The sequence below is a fragment of the Paragemmobacter amnigenus genome (genome assembly GCF_009908265.2).
GTDB lineage: Bacteria > Pseudomonadota > Alphaproteobacteria > Rhodobacterales > Rhodobacteraceae > Paragemmobacter > Paragemmobacter amnigenus.
Genome location: NZ_JAAATX020000008.1, coordinates 24,009 through 48,271, shown reverse-complemented (window position 1 = coordinate 48,271; position 24,263 = coordinate 24,009). Strand labels below are relative to the sequence as shown.

The 24,263-nt window shown below is 67.5% G+C and carries 18 protein-coding genes; 10 read left to right on the top strand and 8 right to left on the bottom strand.

Annotation, left to right across the window (positions count from 1 at the left end; translation table 11 throughout):
• Window positions 1-151: 151 nt before the first annotated feature.
• Together GU927_RS12220 and GU927_RS12215 are read right to left on the bottom strand one after the other, a co-directional pair.
• On the bottom strand, window positions 152-967 hold the full coding sequence (locus tag GU927_RS12220; RefSeq protein WP_161762734.1) for a hypothetical protein: 816 nt from the start codon (window positions 965-967) through the stop codon (window positions 152-154).
• Between the two features lie 107 nt (window positions 968-1,074).
• Entirely contained in the window at window positions 1,075-2,952 is a 1,878-nt protein-coding gene (locus GU927_RS12215) for a glycosyltransferase family 2 protein (RefSeq protein ID WP_232489207.1), read from the bottom strand.
• Between the two features lie 137 nt (window positions 2,953-3,089).
• Here GU927_RS12215 and GU927_RS12210 point away from each other — a divergent pair, with 137 nt between their 5' ends.
• From GU927_RS12210 to GU927_RS12200, 3 genes are read left to right on the top strand one after another with little or no spacing between them, the layout of a single operon-like run.
• Window positions 3,090-3,893: a class I SAM-dependent methyltransferase gene (locus GU927_RS12210; RefSeq protein ID WP_161762733.1), complete on the top strand. Its 804-nt coding sequence runs from the start codon at window positions 3,090-3,092 to the stop codon at window positions 3,891-3,893.
• Window positions 3,890-5,545 (top strand): glycosyltransferase family 4 protein, encoded by a 1,656-nt coding sequence (locus tag GU927_RS12205; RefSeq protein WP_161762732.1) that lies wholly within the window; start codon window positions 3,890-3,892, stop codon window positions 5,543-5,545. The genes GU927_RS12210 and GU927_RS12205 overlap by 4 nt, the downstream gene beginning before the upstream one ends.
• A complete protein-coding gene (locus GU927_RS12200) occupies window positions 5,542-6,279 on the top strand; it encodes an SDR family oxidoreductase (protein ID WP_161762731.1) in 738 nt (245 codons plus the stop codon). Before GU927_RS12205 ends, GU927_RS12200 begins: the two co-directional genes overlap by 4 nt.
• A gap of 2 nt (window positions 6,280-6,281) precedes the next feature.
• Here the strand turns inward: GU927_RS12200 and GU927_RS12195 are convergent, their stop codons facing one another.
• Both GU927_RS12195 and GU927_RS12190 read right to left on the bottom strand, forming a co-directional pair.
• Entirely contained in the window at window positions 6,282-6,635 is a 354-nt protein-coding gene (locus GU927_RS12195; RefSeq protein WP_394357674.1) for an ArsR/SmtB family transcription factor, read from the bottom strand.
• Window positions 6,636-6,771: 136 nt separating this feature from the next.
• Window positions 6,772-7,275 carry a flavin reductase family protein gene (locus GU927_RS12190; protein ID WP_161762730.1) on the bottom strand — a complete coding sequence of 168 codons (504 nt, stop codon included), beginning with the start codon at window positions 7,273-7,275 and terminating at the stop codon, window positions 6,772-6,774.
• A gap of 215 nt (window positions 7,276-7,490) precedes the next feature.
• Here GU927_RS12190 and GU927_RS12185 point away from each other — a divergent pair, with 215 nt between their 5' ends.
• A complete protein-coding gene (locus GU927_RS12185; protein WP_161762729.1) occupies window positions 7,491-8,447 on the top strand; it encodes a CehA/McbA family metallohydrolase in 957 nt (318 codons plus the stop codon).
• Window positions 8,448-8,581: 134 nt separating this feature from the next.
• Here the strand turns inward: GU927_RS12185 and hutU are convergent, their stop codons facing one another.
• Genes hutU through hutI form a run of 3 tightly spaced genes read right to left on the bottom strand, consistent with a single transcriptional unit; the run spans window position 8,582 to window position 12,982 of the window.
• Window positions 8,582-10,264, bottom strand: coding sequence for a urocanate hydratase (gene hutU, locus GU927_RS12180; RefSeq protein WP_161762728.1), 1,683 nt, complete (start codon window positions 10,262-10,264; stop codon window positions 8,582-8,584).
• Window positions 10,265-10,275: 11 nt separating this feature from the next.
• The gene (gene hutH / locus GU927_RS12175; RefSeq protein ID WP_161762727.1) at window positions 10,276-11,805 is read right to left on the bottom strand and encodes a histidine ammonia-lyase; all 1,530 of its coding nucleotides are present in this window, start codon (window positions 11,803-11,805) and stop codon (window positions 10,276-10,278) included.
• Window positions 11,795-12,982: an imidazolonepropionase gene (gene hutI / locus GU927_RS12170; RefSeq protein WP_161762726.1), complete on the bottom strand. Its 1,188-nt coding sequence runs from the start codon at window positions 12,980-12,982 to the stop codon at window positions 11,795-11,797. Before hutI ends, hutH begins: the two co-directional genes overlap by 11 nt.
• 71 nt (window positions 12,983-13,053) lie before the next feature.
• On the opposite strand from hutI, the gene GU927_RS12165 reads away from it, so the two are divergent.
• Window positions 13,054-14,415 carry a formimidoylglutamate deiminase gene (locus tag GU927_RS12165; protein ID WP_161762725.1) on the top strand — a complete coding sequence of 454 codons (1,362 nt, stop codon included), beginning with the start codon at window positions 13,054-13,056 and terminating at the stop codon, window positions 14,413-14,415.
• Window positions 14,415-15,101 carry a GntR family transcriptional regulator gene (locus GU927_RS12160; RefSeq protein WP_161762724.1) on the top strand — a complete coding sequence of 229 codons (687 nt, stop codon included), beginning with the start codon at window positions 14,415-14,417 and terminating at the stop codon, window positions 15,099-15,101. The genes GU927_RS12165 and GU927_RS12160 overlap by 1 nt, the downstream gene beginning before the upstream one ends.
• Window positions 15,102-15,216: 115 nt before the next feature.
• Here GU927_RS12160 and GU927_RS12155 read toward each other — a convergent pair whose 3' ends face one another.
• Window positions 15,217-16,068, bottom strand: a complete 852-nt coding sequence (locus GU927_RS12155; protein ID WP_161762723.1) for a LysR family transcriptional regulator — start codon at window positions 16,066-16,068, stop codon at window positions 15,217-15,219.
• 108 nt (window positions 16,069-16,176) lie between these two features.
• Here GU927_RS12155 and GU927_RS12150 point away from each other — a divergent pair, with 108 nt between their 5' ends.
• The 4 genes from GU927_RS12150 (at window position 16,177) to GU927_RS12135 (ending at window position 24,263) form a co-directional block, all read left to right on the top strand.
• The gene (locus GU927_RS12150) at window positions 16,177-18,621 is read left to right on the top strand and encodes a GcvT family protein (protein ID WP_161762722.1); all 2,445 of its coding nucleotides are present in this window, start codon (window positions 16,177-16,179) and stop codon (window positions 18,619-18,621) included.
• 76 nt (window positions 18,622-18,697) lie between these two features.
• On the top strand, window positions 18,698-21,145 hold the full coding sequence (locus tag GU927_RS12145; protein ID WP_217765616.1) for a GcvT family protein: 2,448 nt from the start codon (window positions 18,698-18,700) through the stop codon (window positions 21,143-21,145).
• A 126-nt stretch (window positions 21,146-21,271) separates the two neighbouring features.
• Entirely contained in the window at window positions 21,272-22,825 is a 1,554-nt protein-coding gene (locus GU927_RS12140) for a trimethylamine methyltransferase family protein (protein ID WP_161762720.1), read from the top strand.
• A gap of 7 nt (window positions 22,826-22,832) precedes the next feature.
• Complete coding sequence (locus tag GU927_RS12135; protein ID WP_161762719.1) at window positions 22,833-24,263, top strand: aldehyde dehydrogenase family protein; 1,431 nt, start codon at window positions 22,833-22,835, stop codon at window positions 24,261-24,263.

The window sequence follows — 24,263 nt, the reverse complement described above, 5'->3', positions numbered from 1 at the left end:
GTATTTCCCGGCAAAGGTCTTTCGCGGGCCTTGCGGAGGTTGCGCTTTTGTCGGCGGATCAGCGCTTCGGCCTTCAGTTCGGCCTTGGACTTGGAAGTATCGGGGACATCGTCATCCCCCGCCAACTCGTCACTGCCGGACATGGGCGGGCCTATTCTTCCAGCGCCTTGGCCGGATCGACGCCTTCGATGTCGCACATGCGGGCGGCGTATGAATTGGGCAGGGGCGGGTTGCGGCGCCACCAAGGTTTGGTGCCGTTGGTGTAGAGGTGGACCGACAGGGTGTTGTCGGTGAAGTGCCCCTCGACCCGTCCGTGGGGATCGTAGAAGACGTCGTTGAGCTGGAAGGGCACGGGGTAGAGGACGTCGGGCGTCAGCGCCTTGTCATAGTCGCCGGTCTGCTGGGCGAACCATGTGAAGGCCTGCGGGCCGAAGGCGGTGCGTTCGGCGTTGTAGATGCGGACGGCCTGCGGAAGGGACCGGTCCTGCTTGTCGAGTTTCTTGCGCTGCTGCTTGTTGAACCATGCCGGCGCTTCGGGCAGGTTTTCGTAATAGTCGAGCAGGCGGTCGATCAGTTCGCCCTTGGGCGGGATGTAGACCACGCCGCAGTTCAGCGCGCCGCGGAAGCCGTGGCCTGCGAAGATGTTGTCCATCTCGTCGGGGAAGGGTTTGTGGCAATAGGCGTCGCAGTCGATCCAGACGGCGTCGATCGCCTTGATCATCTTGTAGCGGAAGACGTTGGACAGGAAGGATTCCGACGTCTGCGAGACGATGTCCATGTCGATCTTCATGATGTCGGTGGCTTTGCGCACCTCGACCCCGTCGGGGACGTTCGACACATCGTGCGTGCAGTAGAGGATCGTGGGATGGCCCTGCCGGACATGCGACAGAAGGCAGAGCTGGTTGAGGTAATGGAGCCGGTCGCCGATCCAGAGGGAGGCGACGGGGCGGCGTTGCGGTACTGACATCGGTGCCTCGTGACTGTGCCCGCTGTGTCGGGCCTTATCTTTGGGCGCAACAATGCCCGAAGGCTGTGTGGCTGTCCATGCTTTCGGACGGAGCGGGGCGCGCGGGATCAGGGTGTGGGAGCGGGGACACGCCCGTAGCCGCGGGTGAGGGCGGGGTCGAAGCCGAATTGCGGGCCATGCCAGCCGAGCGCGGCAAGGGCGGCATCCGTCGCGGCGGCGTGGCGGTGCCAAGTCTCCATCCAGCGGCCGGAAAGGAAGAGCAGTTCCGGCTGCGGGTCGAGCGCGGGCAGGAGGGTTGCGAGCATCAGGGGCGCGAGCGCGGGGTCGGAGAGGAGGAGGACGGTCGGGCGGTGCGCCGTCATGAGCGTGGCGAGTGTGGCGGCGGGGTCGTTGCCGAGGGGGGTGTCGAGCAGGCGGAAGCGGTCGGTGAAGGCGCGGTCGTTGCGGGCGGCAAGGCGGGCAAGGACGGCGCGCAGGGCGGGGTTGTCTTCCTGCAGCAGAAGCGCGAGGTCGGGGCGGGTGCGCGACAGGTGCGCGGCAAGGAAGCCGCAGCCCGCGCCGAGGTCGAGGACGGTCGCGCCTTTGGGCAGGGTGGAGGGCATCCGGCGCGCAAGGCCGCGTTCGAACTTGCCCGCCGCGATGACCGAGAGCGCGGGGGCGGTGAAGATGCGCGCGTCGAGCGGGACCAGCACGGTATGGTTCTGCACCCAGTCGAGGGGAATGTCGGGTGCGGGGTCTTCGGGCGTGGCGCGGTAATTGCCTGCGGGGATGACGGCGGGCTTTTCGGGCGGGTTGGCGCGGCGGTCCTCTTTCGCCTTGGCGCTGCGGCGCTTCTCCACATCGGACATCAGCGCCGCGATCTTTTCGCGGTCGCGCGGCTGGGGCGGTTTTGCGGTGATCTCGGCAATCGGGACGGCAGAGGCGCGGGCGAGGTCGGCGACAAGCTGGTGATAGGCTTCGGTCTGCTTCAGCTCGGCCAGACGCGCCTCGGCCCTGTCCAGCGCGGCATGGTGCAGGCGGTGCAGGACGGGGTCGGTCAGGAGTTCGGCCATGATGGCGTTGCGACGGTCGGTGTAGCGCAGCATGGTGTCATCGCGCACCTCGTTGCGGTCCTGAAGTGACCAGTAGTCGGAATTGTACTTGTCCTTCTTGTTGTTCACGTTGCCGCGCATCTTGCGGATGGCGTAGCTGTCCACCGATTTGACGGCATAGTGGTTGAGCTGCACCCAGTCATAGCCCACGGTGCGGGTGATGGACCGCCAGCCGCGGAATTTGAAGTAATCCTCCATCTCGCGCCCCGAGCCGTTCAGCCATTTGACCGTGTCGGGGAAGGGCGTGTCGATGTGGCGGTTCTTCATCTTGGGGCGGTGGATGCCCAGCTTCCAGTAGTCGGGATCGAAGGTGAAGAGCGTCTTGACCCCCCAGCCCTTGTTCCAGTCGGTGGGGGCGGCCATCAGGTATTGTTCGGTGACGGGGGCGCGGGACCAATCCACCACCCCGCCCGAGCCGAAGATGCGCCATGTCACGACGATGCCATTGGCGCCTTGCGCGCGGGCCGCCGCGATGAGGCCGTCGAGCGTGCCGTCGCCGTGGCGGATGGACAGGAATTCGTCGGCGTCGAAGACCATGACCCAGTCGGATTTGCACACGACCGGTTCGTCCTGCGCGTGGTTCAGCGCGCTGGGCTGGGGGCGGATGCCGTCGGGGATCACGTTGCGGCGGTGATGGGCGAGGCCGAGTTCTTCCAGCCGGATCAGCATGTCGTCGGTGCCGTCCGAGCAGTCGTTGGTATAGACCACAAGGTCGGTGAAGCCGATGGCGAGGTGGTGGGCCACCCATTCGAGGACGAAGGGCCCTTCGTCCTTCATCATCGAGACGGCGGTGACCTGTCCGTGCGGGCTTTTGTGGCGTTTGAGCGAAAAGGGGACCGTGCCCCAGAGATCGGACGCCCCGCGTGGCCGTTCCGGCTTGCGTTCCGCCTTCATGCTTTGCCTTTGCACCGGTTATGACCCGCCCGTGATGCCCTGCCGCCGCAGGGGGCGTCAAGGTGGATGGCGCGGGCTGGACCGGCGCGCGGGCGGCCCGTAGCATGGACGAAAGGTGCGTTCGGGAGTGGTGCGAGATGGTTTCGGAATTCAACTGGGCGGTGCGGCGGAAACTGGACGAGATCCTTGCCGACGAGCCGACGCCGCAGCGGCTGGCGCTGGCCTTGCGGCATCTGGCGAAGTGGCGGGCGCATGTCCTTGAGGGCGCGCTGGTGGAGCGGTCGGGGGACCGCGTGCTGTCGGGGCCGTTCCGCGGCATGGCCTATCCGGTGCGCAGTTCCGAAGGGTCGCGCAATGCGCGGCTGGTGGGGAGTTACGAGGCAAGCCTTGCGCCGGTGATCGAGGGGATCGTGGCGGGCGGCTATGACCGCGTCGTCGATGTGGGCTGTGCCGAGGGGTATTATGCCGTGGGGCTGGCGCTGCGGATGCCCGCGGCGCGGGTGTTCGCGCGCGACAGCGATGCGCGCGCGCAGGCGCTGTGCCGCCAGATGGCCGAGGCGAATGGCGTGGTCGCGCGGGTGGAGATCGGGGGCGAGGTGACGCCTGCGGGGCTGGCCGCGCTGGTGGCGGGGCGGACGGTGATCCTGTGCGACACGGAGGGGGCCGAGGAGGTGCTGCTCGACCCCGTGGCCGCGCCAGGGCTGCTGGCGGCGGATGTGCTGGTCGAGGTGCATGAGGGAATCAAGGCGGGGCGGATCGACCTGCTGACCCGCCGTTTCGCCGCGACGCATGAGGTGGTGCGGATCGACCGCAAGCTGGAGGATGCGGGGCTGCCGGCATGGGCGGAAGCCTTGGGCGATCTGGACCGGCTGCTCTTGCTGTGGGAGTGGCGGGCCTCGCCCACGCCGTGGCTGTGGATGCGGCGGAGGGTTGCGGCATGAGCGGGGCGGCACGCAATGCGGCGATCTGGTATGCGCCGGACGGATATGATCCCGGCAAGGGGGTGAACGGGCGGCGGATGGCGGGGGAAAGCTTCCTGCGCGGGTGGTTCCGCCATGCCGAGGTGGAGGAATGGGTCGCGCTGACGCATGGCCCGTCGGATGGCGCGGCCTTCGAGGCGCTGGCGGCGGAGCTGGTGCCGGGACAGAGGGCGCGGTCCGTCCGTCTGGACCATGTGCCCGCGATGGCCCCTGTGCGCATGATGTTCTTTTCGGGGCCGAACTATGCGACCGAAGCGTGGCGGCGCGAGGTCTGGGGGGCCACCGCCTATTCCATCTGCGGGATCACGCATACGATTTCCACCAAGGCGGTGATGGAGGGGGCCTGGCATCTGCGGGCCGCGCCGCAGGCGGAGTGGGATGCGGTGATCTGCACCTCGACCTCGGTCAAGGCGGCGGTGGGGATGCAGATGGACCTGATCGACGCGCATCACCGGCGCCGCTTCGGCGGCGGCGTGCCGCCGCGGCCGCAGATGCCGGTGATCCCGCTGGGCGTGGATTGCGACGAGTTCGCCACCGATCCGGCGGCGGGGGCGGCACTGCGGGCCGAATTGGGCATCGGGGCGGGGGATGCGGTGGCGCTGGTCGTGGCGCGGCTGTCGCCGCACGAGAAGTTCGATCCGCTGCCCGTCTATATCGCGTTGCAGCAGGCGCAGGCGGGGGCGGGGCGGAAGCTGCACCTGATCCTCTATGGCCGGTTTCCGGACGACTATTCGCGGCGCATCTTCATGGCGCCTGCGGCCGAGCTGATGCCGGATGTGACGCTGCACCATCTGCCGCACGAGGGGGCGGCGCGGCGGCTGGCGGCGCTGTCGGCGGCGGAGATGTTCCTGTTTCCCATCGACAACCTTCAGGAAAGCTTCGGCATTGCGCCGGTCGAGGCGATGGCGGCGGGGCTGCCTGTCGTCGCGTCGGACTGGGACGGGATCAAGGATACGGTGGATGCGGCCTCGGGCTTTCGCGTGCCGACCAAGGCGGCGCGGCCCGACCATGTGGCGCTGACCGGATTGCGGCATTTCGGGGGGACGGACAATTACATCCAGTATCTGAGCCAGGTGTCGGCCGTGACGCAGATCGATGTGGGCGGTATGGCGGCGGCGGTGCGGGCGCTGATGGCGGATGCGGGGTTGCGGGCGCGGATGGGGGAGGCGGGGCGCGCGCGGGCGCGGGCGCTGTTTGACTGGGGCGCGGTGGTGCCGCAGATGCAGGACCTGTTCGCGGAACTGGACGCGCGGCGGCGGGCGGCGGACCCTGCGCGCTTTGCCGCGCTGCCCGCCACGATGCTGCCGGTCGCGCCCTCGCCCATGACCTATCTGGGCGGCTTTCCCACGGCGCAACTGGCGCAGGGCGCGCGCTTCGTCTGGCGCGGCGGGATCGTGCCGGTTGCGCGGGCGCTGGCCTTGCGCGATTACGCGGTGACGCGGCGGGTGTTCGAGGGGCCGCAGGACGTGGTGAAGGTGGCCGATGCGCTGCGCGAGCGGGGCAGTGCCACGGCACAGGAGGTGGCGGCGGCGACGGGGTTCGGCATCCTGAAGACGGAACGCTGCCTGATGTGGCTGATGAAATACGACTATGCCGCAGAGGAGGCGACATGACGGACAAGACCATCCTGATCACCGGCGCGGGCAGCGGGATCGGGCGTGCCACGGCGCGGGCCTTCCTTGCGGCGGGCTGGCGCGTGGCGCTGCTGGGGCGGCGGGTCGCCGCGTTGGAAGAGACGGCGGGGGGGCGCGAGGCGCTGGTCCTGCCTGCCGATGCGGGCGAGCCGGAGCAGGTGGCGGCGGCCTTCGCGCGGATCGGGGCCGAGTGGGGGCGGCTCGATGTGCTGTTCAACAATGCGGGTGTCGCGCTGCCCGGGCTGCCCATCGACGAGATCGCGGTGGAGGACTGGCTGCGGCTGTGCCAGACCAACATCACCGGCATGTTCCTGTGTGCGCGCGAGGCTTTCGGGATGATGCGCCGCCAGTCGCCGCAGGGCGGGCGGATCATCAACAACGGGTCGATCAGCGCCCATGTCCCGCGGCCCGGATCGGCGCCCTATACGATGTCCAAGCACGCGGTGACGGGGCTGACGCGGACGCTGGCGCTGGACGGGCGGGCCTTCGACATCGCCTGCGGGCAGATCGACATCGGCAACGCGCTGACCGAGATTTCGGCGGGGTTCACCAAGGGTGTGGCGCAGGCTGACGGGTCGGTGCGGGTGGAGCCGGTGATGGAGGTGGGCCACGTGGCCGACGCCGTGCTGCACATGGCGGGGCTGCCGCTGTCGGTCAACGTGCCTTTCATGACGATCATGGCGCGCGACATGCCCTATATCGGGCGGGGGTAGGATCACGCCTCGCGGCAGAACATGTCGTAGACGAGGGCGATGGTGCGGCTGACCTTGGGGTCCTGGATGGAATAGTAGATCGCCTTGCCGTCGCGGCGGCAGGCGACGAGCCCTTCGAGGCGCAGGCGGGCAAGCTGCTGGCTGACGGCAGCCTGACGCTGGTCGAGCAGGCGTTCGAGTTCGGTCACCGACTTCTCGCCCGAGGAGAGGTGGCACAGGATCATCAGCCGCCCTTCATGTGAGAGGGCCTTGAGGAAGCCCGCGGCGGCGGTTGCCCGATCCGTCATCTCGCCCACGGCGAGATGGGCGCAGCCCTCGGTCCGGTCCGCGACGGCGTCGCTCTGCGGCACATGCATCTGCATCGGCTACTCCTTCTGCGTCGGTGCGGGTCTAGCACGTTTCGGGGCCCTGCGCGACGGCAAGGACGACAGCGGTCCGCCGTTGCGCGCATTTTGCCCTAGATGGTGGTTTGTCCGCCGGTTTGGAAGGGGGCTAGCGGGCAAATTGGCCGAAATGGCCCTGCGCAAAGACCAGCGGTGCGCCCTCGCGCAGGCTGGCCGTGCCGACGGCACCGATCAGGATCAGGTGGTCGCCGCCGTCATGGGCCGCATGAAGGCGGCAGTCGAAGCGGGCAAGGGTGCCCGCGATGACCGGTGTGCCCGCCGCATCGAAGGACCAGTCCAGCCCGTCGAAGCCCGCGCCGCCGCGGGTGAAGCGGGCGGCGAGGTCGCGTTCTTCCACCCCCAGAACATGGATGGCGAAGGCCGGTGCCGAGGCGAAGGCGGCAAAGCGCGAGGAACTGCGCGCGATGGACCAGAGTACGAGCGGCGGGTCCAGCGAGACGGAGGTGAAGCTGTTGGCGGTGATGCCCACCGGCCCTGCGGCCGAGGCGCAGGTGACCACGGTCACACCGGTGGCAAAGCGCCCCAGCGCATCGCGGAAGGCGCGGGTCTGGTCGGCGCCCGGCCGGATGTCGAGGGTGGTGCTCTGGTTCATCTCTGTGCCTGTCCTGATATGCGCGGCGGGGTCTTGCGCCCCGTGATCCCGCCATGTGGCCGCCGATCCGCGTGAAGGTTCCGGCGTCGTGGCGCAGGACATAATGGTTCGGGCCGAAAGGGCAATGGCGGGCCGGTGGCAATGTCGCGGATGATGCTGCGCGGCATCCGGCGCTGCGCTAGGGTTTCGGGGGACTCACTGCGTAGGACTGCATGATGACGCGACCGCTTTCCGCCTTTACCGCCACCGGCCGTTTCTGGCGCGGCAACATCCACACCCATTCGACGCGGTCGGACGGCGTGCTGTCTCCCGAGGAGGTGTGCCGCCGCTACCGGGCGGAGGGCTATGATTTCCTTGCCCTGACGGATCATTTCGTCGGGATGTGGGGCTATCCGATCGTGGACACGGTGCCCTACCGGACCGAGGGCTTCACGACGATCCTTGGGGCGGAGCTGCACTCTGGCGCCATGGCGAATGGCGAGCTGTGGCATATCCTTGCCGTGGGGCTGCCTGCGGATTTCGCGCCGTCCAACAGCCCCGATTTCGTGCCGCGCAAGGATCAGGAGACGGCGGCCGAGATCGCGGCACGGGCGGTTGCGGCGGGGGCCTTTGTCGCCATCGCCCATCCGCAATGGTCAGGCCTGACGCTGGAGGATGCGCGGGCGGTAACGGCGGCCCATGCGGTGGAGGTCTATAACCACGGCTGCGCCACGGGCTGCGACCGGCCGGACGGATTCGCCATCGCGGACCTGCTGCTGACCGAGGGGCGCAAGCTGACCATGATCGCGACGGATGACGCGCATTTCTCGGAGCCGGACCATTTCGGCGGCTGGGTGATGGTGAAAGCCGAGGCGAACGAGCCGGACGCGCTGCTGGCGGCGCTGAAGCGGGGGGATTTCTATTCCTCGCAAGGCCCCGAATTGCGCGATGTGCGGATCGAGGGGGACAGGGTTGTGGTGGAAAGCTCTGCCGTGGCGTCGGTCATCGTGCAGGGCTGGGGGACGGGGGCGAAGGGGGTGCACGGGCATTCCATGACGCGGACCGAGGTGCCCTTGGCGCGGCTTTTGAACAGCCCGTGGCTGCGGGTGACGGTGATCGACGCGGCGGGCAAGCGCGCATGGTCAAACCCGTTCTGGCGGGATGTTGAGGAGGGCAATCCGCGGCTGGGGTGAAAAATCTTCTGGCGAAGATTTTTCGGGGCGAAGTTTCTGGCGAAACTTCGGGTTGCGCCTGATGGCAGCCGGGGTGGAGCGATCCTTCGCGAGAAGGATCGCTCCAGGTTTTTTCGCCAGAAAAACCTTGCCCCTCAGTTCCCGAGGATGCCGGGCAGGCGCAGGTCCATGGCGCGGGCATGATCCAGCGCGATGTCATAGCCTGCATCGGCATGGCGCATGACGCCCGTGGCGGGGTCGTTCCAGAGCACGTTCGACAGGCGTCGCGCTGCGTCTTCGGTGCCGTCTGCCACGATGACCATGCCGGAATGCTGGCTGAACCCCATGCCCACCCCGCCGCCGTGATGCAGCGATACCCATGTCGCGCCGGAGGCGGTGTTGAGGAGCGCATTCAGCAGCGGCCAGTCCGAAACGGCGTCGGAGCCGTCCTTCATCGCCTCCGTCTCGCGGTTGGGCGAGGCGACGGAGCCTGAATCGAGGTGGTCGCGGCCGATCACGACGGGGGCTTTCAGCTCGCCCGATTTCACCATCTCGTTGAACATCAGCCCCGCGCGGTGGCGGTCACCGAGGCCGATCCAGCAGATGCGGGCGGGCAGGCCCTGAAACGCGATGCGGTCCTGCGCCATGTCGAGCCAGCGGTGGAGATGGGCGTTGTCGGGGAAGAGCCGCTTCATCGCGCGGTCGGTGGCGTAGATGTCTTCGGGGTCGCCGGAGAGGGCGCACCAGCGGAAGGGGCCGATCCCCTTGCAGAAGAGGGGGCGGATATAGGCGGGGACGAAGCCCGGGAAGGCGAAGGCGTTTTCCAGCCCTTCGTCCTGCGCGACCTGCCGGATGTTGTTGCCGTAGTCGAGCGTGGGGACGCCCGCGTTCCAGAAATCCACCATCGCGGCGACATGGGCGCGCATGGAGGCGCGTGCAGCCTTTTCCACCTCTTTCGGGGCGGTTTCCTGTTTTGCGCGCCATTCGGCGGTGGTCCAGCCTGCGGGGCAATAGCCGTGCAGCGGATCGTGGGCCGAGGTCTGGTCGGTGACGATGTCCGGTCTTGGCCCGCCCTGTTTCATGCGAGCGACGAGTTCGGGGAAGATCTCGGCGGCATTGCCAAGAAGGCCCACGGATTTGGCCTCTCCCTTCGCGGTCCAGTCGGCGATGAGGGCGAGGGCTTCGTCCAACGTCTGCGCCTTGGCGTCGAGATAGCGGGTGCGGATGCGGAAATCGATGCGGGTTTCGTCCACCTCGACCGCAAGGCAGCAGGCGCCGGCCATGACGGCAGCCAGCGGCTGCGCGCCGCCCATGCCGCCAAGGCCGCCGGTCAGGATCCAGCGGCCCTTGAGATCGCCGCCGTAATGCTGGCGGCCCGCTTCGGCGAAGGTTTCATAGGTGCCCTGGACGATGCCCTGGGTGCCGATGTAGATCCAGGATCCGGCGGTCATCTGGCCGTACATGGCCAGCCCGCGCTTGTCCAACTCGTTGAAATGATCCCAAGTCGCCCAGTGGGGGACGAGGTTCGAATTGGCGATCAGGACGCGGGGGGCGTCCTTGTGGGTGCGGAAGACGCCCACCGGTTTGCCCGATTGCACCAGCAGGGTTTCGTCGTCGTTCAGCGTTTTCAGCGTGGCGACGATGCGGTCGAAATCCTCCCACGTTCTCGCCGCCCGCCCGATGCCGCCATAGACCACCAGTTCGTGGGGGTTTTCGGCCACGTCGGGATGCAGGTTGTTCATCAGCATCCGCATCGGCGCCTCTGTCAGCCAGCTTTTGGCGGTGATCTCGGGGCCGGTGGGGGGGAAGATGTCGCGGAGATTGTGACGCTTGTTCATGGGGTTGCCCTTCAGAGCGTGGGAAGCGGGATGCCCGCGGCCTGTGCGAGGTCGCCGGTGGCGACGAGGCGGGCGGCGGTTTCAAGGTCGGGGGCGAGGTAGCGGTCTTCGCCCAGCGTGGCCACTTCGGCGCGCAGGCGGGCGATGGTGCGTTGCAGGGGGGCAGAGGTTTTCAGCGGCGCGCGGAATTCGATGCCTTGCGCGGCGCAGAGCGCCTCGACCCCGAGGATGCGGGAGAGGTTGGCGTTCATCTGGCGAAGGCGGCGGGCGCCGTGGGCGGCCATGCTGACGTGGTCCTCTTGGTTGGCGCTTGTGGGGGTGGAGTCGGTGACGGTGGGATGGGCGAGGTGTTTGTTCTCGCTCATCAGTGCCGCCGTGGTGACTTCGGCGATCATCAGGCCGGAGTTGAGGCCGGGGTTCGGGGTCAGGAAGGGCGGCAGGTCGAAGGAGAGGGTGGGATCCACCATCAGCGCGACGCGGCGCTGGGCGATGGCGCCGATCTCGCTGATCGCGAGCGCGATCATGTCGGCGGCGAAGCCCACGGGTTCGGCGTGGAAATTGCCGCCCGAGACGATCTGCCCGTCGGCCAGCACCAGCGGGTTGTCGGTGGCGGCGTTGGCCTCGATTTCCAGCGTGGTTGCGGCCTGACGCAGGATGTCCATCGTGGCACCCGTGACCTGCGGTTGGCAGCGGATGCAGTAGGGGTCTTGCACGCGGGTGTCGCCCTCGCGGTGGCTTTCGCGGATGGGCGAGCCGTCCAGCAGCGCGCGGAGCGTGGCGGCAGCCTCGATCTGGCCCGCATGGCCGCGCAAGGCGTGGATTTGCGGGTGGAGGGGGGCGGTGCTGCCCATGATCGCGTCGGTGGAGAGGGCCGAGATGACGAGGGCGGATTGCGCATTGCGCCATGCGTCGAAGAGGCCCGCGAGGGCATAGGCGGTGGAAAATTGGGTGCCGTTGATGAGCGCGAGCCCTTCCTTGGGGCCAAGGGTGACAGGGGTGAGGCCCTTGAGCGCGAGGGCGTCGCGGGCGGGGAGGATGCGTCCGTCCACCTCGGCCTCGCCCGCGCCGATCATCACGGCGGTCATGTGGGCGAGGGGGGCAAGGTCGCCCGAGGCGCCGACGGAGCCCTGGGCGGGGATGACGGGGGTGATGCCGTGGTCCAGCAGCGACTCGATCTGGGCCACGATCTCCCACCTGACGCCCGAGGCGCCGCGGCCGAGCGAGAGGAGTTTCAGGGCCATCATCAGGCGGGCGACGTTGCGGGGCATGGGGTCGCCCACGCCGCAACAATGCGACAGGATCAGGTTGCTTTGCAGCGTGGCGGTGTCCTTGGCCGCGATCTTGAGCGAGGCGAGTTTGCCGAAGCCCGTGTTGACGCCGTAGACGGCAGTGTCGCCCGCGGCGGCGGCGGCGATCTGCGCGGCTGCGGCATCCACGCCTGCGCGGGCGGAGGGGTGGAGTTTTACCGGCAGCTCGTTGCGGTAGATATGTTCGATTTGTGCAAGTGTGACCGCCGCTGGCGTCAGGATTTCAGGCGTCAAGGCGGCCTCCGATGATAGATTTGTGCAAGGCCTCTGCGCCGATGCGATAGCTGAGTTCCGCCGGATGCGTGAGGTTCCAGAGGGCGAGGTCAGCGCGCTGGCCCACGGCGAGGGTGCCGCGGTCGGTCAGGCCGAGGGCGCGGGCGGCATGGGCGGTGGCGCCCAAGAGCGCCTCTTCCGGCGTCATGCGGAAGAGGGTGCAGGCCATGTTCATGGCCAAGGGCAGCGAGGTCATGGGCGACGATCCCGGGTTGCAATCGGTGGCAACGGCCATGGGCACGCCCGCGGCGCGCAGGGCGGCGATTGGGGGCGGTTGGGTGTCGCGCAGCGTGTAGAAGGCGCCGGGCAGGATGGTGGCGACGGTGCCCGCACGGGCCATGTCGGCCACCCCTTCGGGCGAGAGGTGTTCGAGGTGGTCGGCCGACAGCGCCGCGTGGCGGGCGGCGAGTTGCGCGCCGCCTTGGTCGGAGAGCTGTTCGGCGTGGAGTTTCACCCGCAGGCCAAGGGCGCGGGCGGCGGTGAACAGGCGGTCGACCTGCGCGGGGGTGAAGGCGATGGTTTCGCAGAAGGCGTCGACGGCGTCGATCAACCCTTCGGCATGGGCCGCGCGGAGGGAGGGGATGGCCACCTCTTCGATATAGGTGTCGGGGCGGCCCTTGTATTCTGGCGGGATGGCATGGGCGGCGAGGTGGGTGGTGGTGATCGTGACGGGGCGCAGCGCGGAAAGGCGGCGGGCGGCGCGGAGCATTTTCAGTTCGTCCGCGATGGTGAGGCCGTAGCCGGATTTGATCTCGACCGTGGTGGTGCCCGCCGCGATCATCGCGTCGAGGCGGGGGAGGGATTGGGTGACGAGGTCGTCTTCGGTTGCCGCGCGGGTGGCGGTGACGGTGGAGAGGATGCCGCCGCCCCGACGCGCGATTTCCTCGTAGCTCGCGCCTTGCAGGCGGAGTTCGAATTCGGCGGCGCGGTTGCCGGCGAAGACGAGGTGGGTGTGCGCGTCGATCAGGCCGGGGGTGAGGAGTTTTCCTGGGAAATCAAGTGTTTCGGCCTTGGGCGCGTCGGTGCGGGGGCCGAGCCAGACGATGGTGTCGCCCTCGACCAGGAGGGCGGCGTCGGGGATCAGGCCGTAGCCGCCCCGCATCGTGGCCGCCGTGATTCCGGTGAGGAGAATCGCCATCTTTGCTTGCCTTATGTCTGCGCGTTGCGTTATTATGTCTATACATAATGGGCGAAGTCAAGCGAGGGACCATGCTGATCCATGCGGAACGGGCGTTGCTGCCGGAGGGGTGGGCGCGGGATGTGGGCGTCCGGGTCGAGGGCGGGCGGATCGTCGCGGCGACGGCCGGTTCCGGCGGGCCTGCGGCGGGGACGCAGCGGGTGGGCTGCCTGCTACCTGCGCCTGTGAACCTGCATTCCCACATGTTCCAGCGCGCGATGGCGGGGATGACGGAGCGGCGCAGCGCGGGGCAGGACAGTTTCTGGACGTGGCGGTCGTTGATGTATCGCTTCCTCGACCGGTTGACGCCCGAGGATGTGGAGGCGATCGCCGCGCATGTGATGGTGGAGATGGCAGAGGCCGGTTACGCCGCCGTGGCGGAGTTCCATTATCTGCATCATCAGCCCGCGGGCGCGCCCTATGCCAATATCGCGGAAATGTCTGAACGGATCGTCAATGCGGCGGAAGAGACGGGCTTTGGCCTGACGCTGCTGCCGGTGCTGTATCAGCGCGGGGGCTGTGACGGGCGGGCGCTGACATCCGGCCAGATGCGGTTCGGCAATGATGTGGAGCGGTTCGCGCGGTTGTGGGAGGGGGCGGCGGCGGCGGTGCGTCAGCTGCCCGACGGGGTGACGGGGGTTGCGCCGCATTCGTTGCGGGCGGTCGATCCGGCGGGGTTGCGGATGGCGGAGGGGATCGCGCCGGTGGCGCCGATCCACATTCATGTGGCCGAACAAGTGGCTGAAGTCGAAGAGGTTTCGGCGGCCTATGGCGCGCGGCCGGTGGAGTGGCTTTTGGACAATTTCGCGGTGGATGGGCGGTGGTGTCCGATCCATTGCACGCAGATGACGGCAGGCGAGACGGTCGCGCTGGCGCGGTCGGGGGCGGTGGCGGGGCTGTGCCCGATCACCGAGGCCAATCTAGGGGATGGCATATTCGACGGGGTGCGGTTTCTGGGGGCAGGCGGGCGTTGGGGCGTGGGGTCGGACAGCAATGTGCGCATCTCGCTGGCCGAGGAATTGCGGCTGTTCGAATATTCGCAGCGTCTGCGGGATCGGGGGCGGGCGATGCTGGCGGATGGCGCGCGGTCCACGGGGCGGGTGCTGTGGGACGGCGCGGTTGCAGGCGGGGCGCAGGCGGCGGGGCGGGCTTCGGGCGCGATTGCGGTGGGGGCGGTGGCGGATCTTGTCGCGCTGGATATGGGGTCGGTCCATCTGGACGGGCGCGAGGGGGACGAGGTGCTGGATGCCTTTGTTTTTGCAGGGAATGACGGGCTGGTGGCCGAGGTCTGGTCGGCGGGGCGGCATGTGGTGACGGGGGGGCGGCATGTGGCGCGCGAGGGGGTGGAGCGGCGGTTCCGCGCGGTGATGGCGGCTCTGCGGGAGCGGATGTGATGGGCGGCTGGGAGGAGGTGCGGGCCGAGGTCCTGCGCCGCATCCGCGCGCGGGAATGGGTGCCGGGGGCCGTCATTCCGGGCGAGGAGGCGCTGGCGGTGGAGTTCGGCGTGGCGCGGGCGACGGTGAACCGCGCGCTGCGGGAACTGGCCGAGGCGGGCTTGCTGGAACGGCGCAGGAAGGCGGGGACGCGGGTGGCGCTTTTGCCCGTGCGCAAGGCGACGCTGGAGATTTCCATTATCCGCCAAGAGGTTGAGGCGCGGGGGGAGGTCTATGCCCATCGCGTGCTGGAGAGCCGGATGGAGGGGGTGCCGCTGGCCGTTGCCTTGCGGATGGGGGTGCCGGTGGGGGTGGGGATGCTTTTCCTCGAGACGCTGCATCTGGCGGGGGGGCGGCCCTTTGCGCATGAGGTGCGGTGGTTGAATGTCGGGGTGCTGCCGGGGGGCGCGGTACCGGATTTTTCCGTGACGAGTGCCAATGAATGGCTGGTGCAGAATGTCGCCTATGCCACGGGGGACATTGCCTTTTCCGCCGAGGCGGCGAGCGGGGCGGAGGCGGCGGCGCTGGGGATTTCGGCGGGCGATCCGGTCTTTGTGACCGAGCGGGTGACATGGACGGCGGAGGCGCCGATCACCTTTGTGCGGCTGCTGCACGGGCCGGGGTATCGGCTACGGACGATGGTTTAGGGCTGTGCCGCATCTTGTGCCGCATTCTGTACCGCAGTGTGTCAGCACGCAGAGGGCGGTCGGGTAGGGTTCGGGCAAGGCAAAAATCTTCGAAGAAATTTGAGTCGCGGCGGGGTCAGCGGCCCGTCAGGCGGCGCTGCACGATGCGGTGGAGTTTCCGGTGGAGCGGCGTCGTGCGGTGGCGCAGGTGGGTCGCGGCATAGACGGGCTGGCGCAGGACGGGGGCGTCGGTCACCTCGCGGAAGCGGCCGGTGGCGAGCATCTGGGTGGCGGTGCGTTCCAGCACATAGCCCGCCCCGCCCATCGCGGTGAGGAGCGAGGCCACCGTAGCGCTTTGGCCCACCGAGACGGGGGCGGAGGCGAATTCGGGTGTCAGCTCGCGGTGCATGGTTTCGAACATGGGCGAGAAATGGGCGAAGATGAAGGTCTGGGGGTCCACCTCGGCCCTGCGGTCGGTGTCGGTGCTGACCATGCGGTAGGTGACTTCGCCCAGTTCCGAGAAGTGCAGGTCGGGGTGGGGTTTGGGGGAATACATCACGGCAAAGTCGAGGATGCCGGTCAGCACATCGGCGCACATCTGGTTGGAATAGTCGGGTTCGATGTAGAAGGCCGTGTCGGGGAGCGCGCGGCGGAAATCGGCGATCCATTCGCCGATATGCTGCGCCGCAAGGTCGTTCTGGATGCCGAGGCGGATCAGGTGGGCGGCGCGGTCGGGTACCTGTATGCGGCGCCGCGCCTCGTGCCATTCGTGGCGCAGGGCGCGGGCATGGGGTTCGAAGCGTTTGCCTTCGGTGGTGAGGTCGGTTCCGGCGCGGGAGCGGGTGAAGAGTTTGGACCCCAGCGCCTGTTCCAGCGCCGCGATGCGGGCCGAGACGGTGGATTGGGTGATGCCCAGCCGTTCCGCGCTGCGGTTGAAGCTGCGGGTTTCGACGAGGTCGAGGAAGGTGTCGAGGAGTTCGGTCTGCATCTGCGGCCTGATCGGGTTTTCCGATCAATAGGCGGGTCGAGGGCGAATTGAAAGGGCGGGGATTGGCTGTCATCCTGCCGCGCGGAAGACGGGACGGCGGAGGATGTGATGGCGGATTTTCCCACGAGCGCGCGGGTGGTGATCATTGGCGGGGGCGCGGTGGGGGCGTCGTCGCTGTATCATCTGGCGAAGGCCGGATGGACGGATTGCGTCCTCTTGGAAAAGAACGAGCTGACCGCAGGGTCCACATGGCACGCGGCGGGGAATGTGCCGACGTTTTCCAGCAGTTGGTCGATCATGAACATGCAGCGCTATTCGGCGCAGCTGTATCGGGGCTTGGGCGAGGCCGTCGATTATCCGATGAATTACCATGTGACCGGATCGGTCCGGTTGGGCCACAGCCGCGAGCGGTTGCAGGAGTTCAAGCGCGTCGTCGGGATGGGGCGGTATCAGGGGATGGATCTGGATATCCTGTCGCCTGACGAGATCCGGTCGCGCTATCCCTTCCTTGAGACGCATGATCTGGCGGGGGCTTTGTATGACCCTTATGACGGGGATATCGATCCCGCGCAGTTGACGCAGGCGCTGGCCAAGGGCGCGCGCCAGATGGGGGCGCGGATCGAGCGGTTCTGTCCGGCGACCGGCGTGCGACGCGAGGGGGATGAGTGGGTCGTGGAGACGCCCAAGGGCGAGATCCGCTGCGAGATCGTGGTGAATGCCGCCGGATATTATGCGCGCGAAGTGGCGAAGATGTTCGGGCGCGATCTGCCGATGATGGTGATGAGCCATCAATATCTGCTGTTCGATACGATCCCCGAGCTGGAAAGCTGGTCCAAGGGGGTGGGGCACAAGCTGCCGCTCCTGCGGGATGTGGATTCGTCCTATTACCTGCGGCAGGAGAAATATGGCTTCAATCTGGGGCCTTACGAGAACCCCTGCCGCGCGCATTGGGCCAGCCCTGACGATCCGATGCCGGAGGATTTTTCCTTCCAGCTGTTCCCCGACGATCTGGAGCGGTTGGAATGGCATATCAATGATGCCATGGCGCGGGTGCCGCTGCTGGGGCAGGCCAATCTGACGAAGGTCATCAACGGGCCCATTCCTTATACCCCTGACGGGAACCCGTTGATCGGGCCTATGCCCGGTGTGCCCAATGCGTTCGAGGCTTGCGTCTTCACCTTCGGCATCTGTCAGGCGGGGGGCGCGGGCAAGGTTCTGGCGGAATGGGTGACGGAGGGGGCGACGGAATGGGACATGTGGTCCTGCGATCCGCGCCGGTTCACCGGGTTCGAGGACCCGCAATACTGCGTGGAAAAGGGGATGGAGGTCTACGGGCACGAATATGCCATCCATTTCCCGCATCACGTCTGGCCCGTGGGACGGGGGAAAAAGCTGTCGGCGGTGCATGACCGCGTGGCGGCGCTGGGGGCGCAGTTCGGGCCGTACAATGGCTGGGAGCGGGCGCTGTGGTATGCGCGCGAGGGCGACGATACCAGCGAGGCGGCGCAGCGGACGTGGGAGCGGGAAGGCCCGTGGTTCGGGGCGGTGCGCGAGGAGTGCCTCGCGGTGCGGGATGCCTGCGGGATATTGGACCTGCCCGGATTTTCGCGGTTCCGCGTGACGGGGGCGGGCGCGGTGGCATGGCTGTCGGCGCAGATCACGGGGAAGGTGCCCGCCGTGGGGCGGCTGGGGCTGGCCTATTTCGCGGATGGCAAGGGGCGGATCGTCACCGAGATGTCGGTGGCGCGGATCGCCGAGGATGAGGTGCTGCTGATCACGGCGGCCACCGCGCAGATGCATGACAAGGAGTGGCTGTTGTCCACCCTGCCGGATGGATTGACGCTGGTGGACGAGACGGACGGCTGGTCCACGCAGATTTTGACGGGGCCACTGGCGCGGGAGGTGCTGGTGGCGGCGGGGTGCGAGGCCGATCTGGGCAAGCCTTGGCTGACCTGGTCCGAGGGGCGGATTGCGGGGCGGTCCGTCCTGCTGATGCGGGTGAGTTTCGCGGGTGAGTTGGGCTGGGAAATCCATTCGCGCGTGCCGGATACGCCGGCTGTGTTCGATGCGGTGATGGCGGCGGGGCGGCCCCTGGGCCTGCGGCCCTTTGGCATGTTCGCGCTGAATTCCCTGCGGGTGGAGAAGGGGTATCGGGCGTGGAAGGGGGACCTTTCGACCGACTACACCGTGCTGCAGGGCGGGCTGGAGCGGTTCGTGGATTGGTCGAAGCCTGACTTCCGCGGCAAGGCGGCGCTGGAGGCGGAGCGGCAGAGGGGGGTCGCAAAGCGGTTCGTCACGCTGACCGTGGAGGCGGGGGAGTGTGATCCGCCTTACATGTCCACGCTGTGGCATGACGGTGCGGTCGTGGGCGAGACGACGTCGGGCTATTTCGGGCATCGGGTGGGCAAGGTGGTCGCGCTGGGGATGCTGCGGGCCGATCTGGCGGTGCCGGGGACGGTGGTCGAGGTGGAGGTCTTTGGCGAGCGGTGCCGGGCCGTGGTCTGCGAGGACGCGCCGCTGTGGGATGCGAAGAACGAGCGGTTGCGCGCGTGACGGGCGGAGGGACCGGGGGGCTTTGCGCCCCCCGGACCCCCCGCAGGATATTTGAAGACGGAAAATGGAGAGGGTCGTGGGTCAGGTTCCGGAGCGGGCGCGGGCGGTTGTCATCGGGGGGGGCGTGTCGGGCTGTTCGGTGGCCTATCATCTGGCCAAGGCCGGATGGACGGATGTCGTGCTGCTGGAGAGGAAGCAGCTGACTTCGGGCACCACCTGGCATGCGGCGGGGCTGATCGGGCAGTTGCGCGGGTCGGCCAACATGACGCGGCTCGCGAAGTATTCGGCTGATCTGTATGTGAAGCTGGAGGCGGAGACGGGCGTTGCGACGGGGATGCGTCAGGTGGGCAGCATTTCGGTGGCACTGACCGAGCATCGGCGGGAGGAGTTGCTGCGGCAGGCCACCGTGGCGCGCATCTTTGGCGTGGATGTGGCGGAGATTTCGCCCGCTCAGGTGAAGGAGATGTATCCGCATCTGAATGTGGCGGACGTGGTGGGGGCGGTGCATCTGCCGCTGGACGGGCAGTGCGATCCCGCGAATATCGCCATGGCGCTGGCCAAGGGTGCGCGGATGCGGGGCGCGCAGATTTTCGAGCATACCAAGGTCACGGGGGTGCGTCAGGCGGGGGGCCGCGTGACGGGCGTCGATTATGTGAGTGCGGAGGGCGAGCCGGGCTTCATCGCCGCCGATGTGGTGGTGAATTGCGGGGGGATGTGGGGGCGCGATCTGGCGGCGCAATCTGGCGTTACGCTGCCGCTGCATGCCTGCGAGCATTTCTATCTGATCACCGAACCTGTGGAGGGTTTGGGCCATCTGCCGGTGCTGCGGGTGCCGGATGAATGTGCCTATTACAAATCGGACGCGGGCAAGATGATGATCGGGGCCTTTGAACCCAAGGCCAAGCCCTGGGGCATGGGGGGCATCCGCGAGGATTTCATGTTCGACACGCTGCCCGAGGATTGGGACCATTTCCAGCCGATCCTTGAAAAGGCGATGGACCGGATGCCGCTGTTCCAGACGGCGGGGATTCATACCTTCTTCAACGGGCCCGAGAGTTTCACGCCCGACGACCGCTATTATCTGGGCGAGGCGCCGGAGTTGCGGGGCTATTGGATCGCGGCGGGGTATAACTCGGTCGGGATCGCGGGGTCGGGGGGCGCGGGGATGGCTCTGGCGTCCTGGATCACGGAAGGGGAGCCGCCGTTTGACCTGTGGGAGGTGGATATCCGGCGGGCGCAGCCGTTCCAGCGGAACAGGGCCTATCTCAAGGAGCGGGTGAGCGAGACGCTGGGGCTGCTGTATGCGGATCATTTCCCGTTCCGGCAGGTGGAGACGAGCCGGGGGGTGCGGCGGACGCCGCTGCACGAGCATCTGAAGGCACGGGGGGCGGTGTTTGGCGAGGTTGCCGGATGGGAGCGGGCGAACTGGTTCGCGCGGCCGGGGCAGGAGCGGGAGTATCGGTACGACTGGAAGGGGCAGAACTGGTTTGCAAACCAGAAGGCCGAGCATATGGCGGTGCGCGAGGGGGTCGGGTTCTTTGACATGACGTCCTTCGGGAAGATCAGGGTCGAGGGGCGGGATGCCATGGCCTTCCTGAACCGGGTCTGTTCGGCAGAGGTGGACGTGCCCGTGGGGCGGATCGTCTATACGATGTTCCTGAACGACCGCGGCGGGATCGAGGCGGACCTGACCGTCACGCGGCTGTCGGAGACGGCCTATCTGCTGGTGGTGCCGGGGGCGACCTTGCAGCGCAATCTGGCGTTGTTGCGGCGGGCTTTGGCCGACGAGTTCGCGGTCATCACCGATGTGACGGCGGCGGAATCGGTGCTGTGCATCATGGGGCCGAAGGCGCGCGATCTGATGGCGGCGGTGAGCCCCGATGACTTCTCCAACGCCGCGCATCCCTTCGGGATGGCGCGCGAGGTGGAGGTGGGCATGGGGCTGGCCCGCGCGCATCGGGTGACTTACGTGGGCGAGCTGGGCTGGGAGCTTTATGTTTCCTCCGACCAGACGGCGCATGTGTTCGAGGCGCTGGAAGAGGCGGGGGCGGGGCTGGGGCTGACGCTTTGCGGTATCCACACGCTGGATTCCTGCCGGATCGAGAAAGCCTACCGGCATTGGGGCCATGACATCACCGACGAGGACCATGTGCTGGAGGCGGGGCTTGGCTTTGCCGTGTCGAAGAAGAAGGCGGGGTTCGTCGGGCGGGATGCGGTGCTGCGCAAGGCCGAGGCGGGGTTGAGCCGCCGGATGGTGCAGTTCCGCGTCGAGGACCCGTCGGTCATGCTGTTCCACAACGAGGCGATCGTGCGGGACGGGCGGATCGTGGGGCCGGTCACCAGCGGGAATTACGGCCATTTCCTGGGCGGGGCGGTGGGCATGGGATATGTCCCTTGCGCGGGGGAGAGCGAGGCGGAGGTTCTGGCGTCGACCTACGAGATCGAGGTGGCGGGGGTGCGGCATCGGGCCGTGGCGTCGCTGGTGCCGATGCATGATCCGAAATCGGAGCGGGTGCGGATGTGAGGCGTTGCGCGGGTGGATACCCCGGGGGGCTGTCTGCCCCCCGGACCCCCCGAGGATATTTCTGAACGGAAAATGAGGGCTTGCGTGGTGGAGATGCCGGCGGGGCCTTTGCAGGGAGAGCGGGCGATGAGCGATATCGGCGAGGTCTGTGAACCGGCGCGGGCGCGGCGGTCGGGGGGGCGGTCGGCGCGTGTGGCGCTGCGGGCGGCGCCCTTGGCGGATGATGTGCGGCCCGTGCGCGGGGGGATGCCCGGGGGGCAGTACAAGCCGCTGACGGATGCGGGGATGGCGAAGATCCATGAAAGCGCGCTGGAGGCGCTGGAGGTGATCGGGCTGTCGCAGGCGCCGAAATCGGGGGTGGAGATCATGACCGCCGCCGGTGCGGTGCAGGGCGATGACGGGCGGCTGCGGTTTCCCCGCGCGCTGGTCGAGGACATGCTGGCGGTGGCGGCGCGGGACATCACGCTTTATGCGCGCGATCCGAAGCATGACCTGCATCTGACGGGGACCAACGTGCATTTCGGCACGGCGGGGGCGGCGGTGCATATCGTGGACCCGATCACGCTGGACTATCGGGATTCGACCGCGCAGGACCTGTATGATGGGGCGCGGTTGGTCGACAATCTGGACAACATCCATTTCTACCAGCGCACGATGGTCTGCCGCGATGTGGTGGACAATCGGGAGATGGACCTGAACACGCTTTATGCCTGCCTCTCGGGCACGAAGAAGCATGTGGGGACGAGTTTCAGCGATCCTAGCCACGTCGCGGATTGCTTTGACATGCTCTACATGGTGGCGGGCGGCGAGGAGAAGTGGGTGGAGCGGCCCTTCGTTTCCAACTCAAACTGTTTCGTCGTGCCGCCGATGAAGTTTGCCGAGGAATCCTGCATCACGATGGAGGATTGCATCCGGCGGGGGATGCCGATGCTGCTGCTCTCTGCCGGGCAGGCGGGGGCGACGGCGCCTGCGCCCATCGCGCTGACCATCGTGCAGGCGGTGGCGGAGTGTCTGGCGGGGGTCGTCTACGTCAACGCGATCAAGAAGGGGGCGCCTGCGATTTTCGGGACGTGGCCCTTCGTGTCGGACCTGCGGACGGGGGCGATGAGCGGGGGGAGTGCCGAGCAGGCGCTGCTGACGGCGGGATGTGCGCAGATGCACCGCTTCTATGGCCTGCCCGGGGGGGCGGCGTCGGGGATTTCCGACAGCAAGCTGCCCGACATGCAGGCGGGATGGGAGCAGGGGATTACCAATGCGCTGGCGGGGCTGGCGGGGTTGAACATGTGTTACGAGGCGGTGGGGATGCATGCCTCGCTGCTGGGGTTCTGCCTGGAGTCCTTGGTGCTGGGCGATGACCTGCTGGGGCAGGCGATGCGGCTGGTGCGGGGGATCGATGTGACGGAGGATTCCACGTCGATCGAGGCGATGAAGGAGGTCTGTCTGGGGGGACCCGGGCATTATCTGGGGTCGGACCAGACGCTGAGCCTGATGCAGACGGAATATGTCTATCCCAAGGTGGGCAACCGGATGAGCCCCAAGGAATGGAACGAGGCCGGGAAACCCCTGTTGCTGGACACCGCGATAAGGCGCAAGAATGACATCCTGTCCAAGGCGGGATGCGTGGTCGATCCCGAGATCGACGCCGCAATCCGGGCCAAATACAACATCTATTTCCGGTGAGGATGCAATGACTTACGCGAACCTGTCGAAGTTCTACATCAACGGGGAATGGGTGGCGCCGCTGGGCGGGACCGTGATGGGGGTGGAGAACCCCGCGACCGAGGAGATCGTGGCGCAGGTGGCGCTGGGGTCGGTGGCGGATGCGGATCGGGCCATCGCGGCGGCGCGGGCGGCGTTTGACGGGTTCACCACCTGGAAGGCGGCGGACCGGATCGCGCTGCTGGAGGCCATTCTTGCCGAATACAACAGGCGGTACGAGGAATTCGCGGTTGCCATGTCGACCGAGATGGGCGCGCCCATGGCATGGGCGCGCGAGGCGCAGGCCTGGGCGGGGCAGGTGCATCTGGAAAGCACCATCAAGGCGGCGAAGGAATTTCACTGGGAGGAGATGCGGGGCGATACCCTGCTGGTGCGTGAAGGGATCGGGGTCTGCGCTCTGATCACGCCGTGGAACTGGCCGATGAACCAGATCGCCTGCAAGGTCGGGCCTGCGATTGCGGCGGGCTGCACCATGGTGCTGAAGCCGTCGGAGATCGCGCCTTTGTCAGGCGTGCTGTTCGCGGAAGTCTGCCATGCGGCGGGGGTTCCGGCGGGCGTGTTCAACATGGTCAACGGAACAGGGCCGGAGGTGGGGGCGCGGATGTCGTCGCATCCGGAGGTGGACATGGTGTCCTTTACCGGGTCCACCCGTGCGGGCGTGCAAGTGGCGACCGCCGCCGCGCCGACGGTGAAGCGGGTGGCGCAGGAGCTGGGGGGCAAGTCGGCCAACATCATCCTGCCGAGCGCCGATCTGGCGGCGGCCGTGCGGGGGGGCGTCGAGGGCTGCATGGGCAATACCGGGCAGTCCTGCGATGCGCCGACGCGGATGTTCGTGCCTGCGGGCCGGATGGACGAGGCGCTGGCCGTGGCGAAGGAGGCGGCAGAGGCGGTCGTCGTGGGCGATCCGAACGATCCGGCGGTGACGATGGGGCCGCTGATTTCCAAGCTGCAATTCGACAAGGTGCAGGGGCTGATCCAGAAGGGGATCGACGAGGGGGCGACGCTGGTGACGGGGGGCGTGGGCCGTCCCGTTGGCGTCAATCGCGGCTGGTTCGCGCGGCCTACGGTATTCGGCCATGTGACCAATGACATGACCATCGCGCGGGAAGAGATATTTGGTCCGGTCCTGTCGGTGATCGGCTATGACACGGTGGACGAGGCCGTGGCGATGGCGAATGACACGGTCTATGGCCTTGCCGCCTATGTGCAGGGCGAGACGAAGGAGGCGGTCGCGGTGGCGCGGCGGCTGCGGGCGGGGCAGGTCAGCCTGAACTATCCGGCCTGGGATACCTTCGCGCCCTTTGGCGGATACAAGCAGTCGGGCAACGGACGGGAATATGCCGATTGGGGCATCCATGACTTCTGCGAGGTCAAGGCGATCGTGGGGCATGGGGCGTAA

Excerpts from the sequence above, each read along its gene's own strand:
- GU927_RS12165 (WP_161762725.1), top strand. The coding sequence starts at position 13,054 with ATGCTGATCCATGCGGAACGGGCGTTGCTGCCGGAGGGGTGGGCGCGG.
- GU927_RS12135 (WP_161762719.1), top strand. The coding sequence starts at position 22,833 with ATGACTTACGCGAACCTGTCGAAGTTCTACATCAACGGGGAATGGGTG.
- GU927_RS12150 (WP_161762722.1), top strand. The coding sequence starts at position 16,177 with ATGGCGGATTTTCCCACGAGCGCGCGGGTGGTGATCATTGGCGGGGGC.
- GU927_RS12155 (WP_161762723.1), bottom strand. The coding sequence starts at position 16,068 with ATGCAGACCGAACTCCTCGACACCTTCCTCGACCTCGTCGAAACCCGC.
- GU927_RS12185 (WP_161762729.1), top strand. The coding sequence starts at position 7,491 with ATGACGCGACCGCTTTCCGCCTTTACCGCCACCGGCCGTTTCTGGCGC.
- GU927_RS12140 (WP_161762720.1), top strand. The coding sequence starts at position 21,272 with ATGAGCGATATCGGCGAGGTCTGTGAACCGGCGCGGGCGCGGCGGTCG.
- GU927_RS12205 (WP_161762732.1), top strand. The coding sequence starts at position 3,890 with ATGAGCGGGGCGGCACGCAATGCGGCGATCTGGTATGCGCCGGACGGA.
- hutI (WP_161762726.1), bottom strand. The coding sequence starts at position 12,982 with ATGGCGATTCTCCTCACCGGAATCACGGCGGCCACGATGCGGGGCGGC.
- GU927_RS12190 (WP_161762730.1), bottom strand. The coding sequence starts at position 7,275 with ATGAACCAGAGCACCACCCTCGACATCCGGCCGGGCGCCGACCAGACC.
- GU927_RS12160 (WP_161762724.1), top strand. The coding sequence starts at position 14,415 with ATGGGCGGCTGGGAGGAGGTGCGGGCCGAGGTCCTGCGCCGCATCCGC.
- GU927_RS12220 (WP_161762734.1), bottom strand. The coding sequence starts at position 967 with ATGTCAGTACCGCAACGCCGCCCCGTCGCCTCCCTCTGGATCGGCGAC.
- GU927_RS12200 (WP_161762731.1), top strand. The coding sequence starts at position 5,542 with ATGACGGACAAGACCATCCTGATCACCGGCGCGGGCAGCGGGATCGGG.
- GU927_RS12210 (WP_161762733.1), top strand. The coding sequence starts at position 3,090 with ATGGTTTCGGAATTCAACTGGGCGGTGCGGCGGAAACTGGACGAGATC.
- GU927_RS12195 (WP_394357674.1), bottom strand. The coding sequence starts at position 6,635 with ATGCATGTGCCGCAGAGCGACGCCGTCGCGGACCGGACCGAGGGCTGC.
- hutU (WP_161762728.1), bottom strand. The coding sequence starts at position 10,264 with ATGAACAAGCGTCACAATCTCCGCGACATCTTCCCCCCCACCGGCCCC.
- GU927_RS12215 (WP_232489207.1), bottom strand. The coding sequence starts at position 2,952 with ATGAAGGCGGAACGCAAGCCGGAACGGCCACGCGGGGCGTCCGATCTC.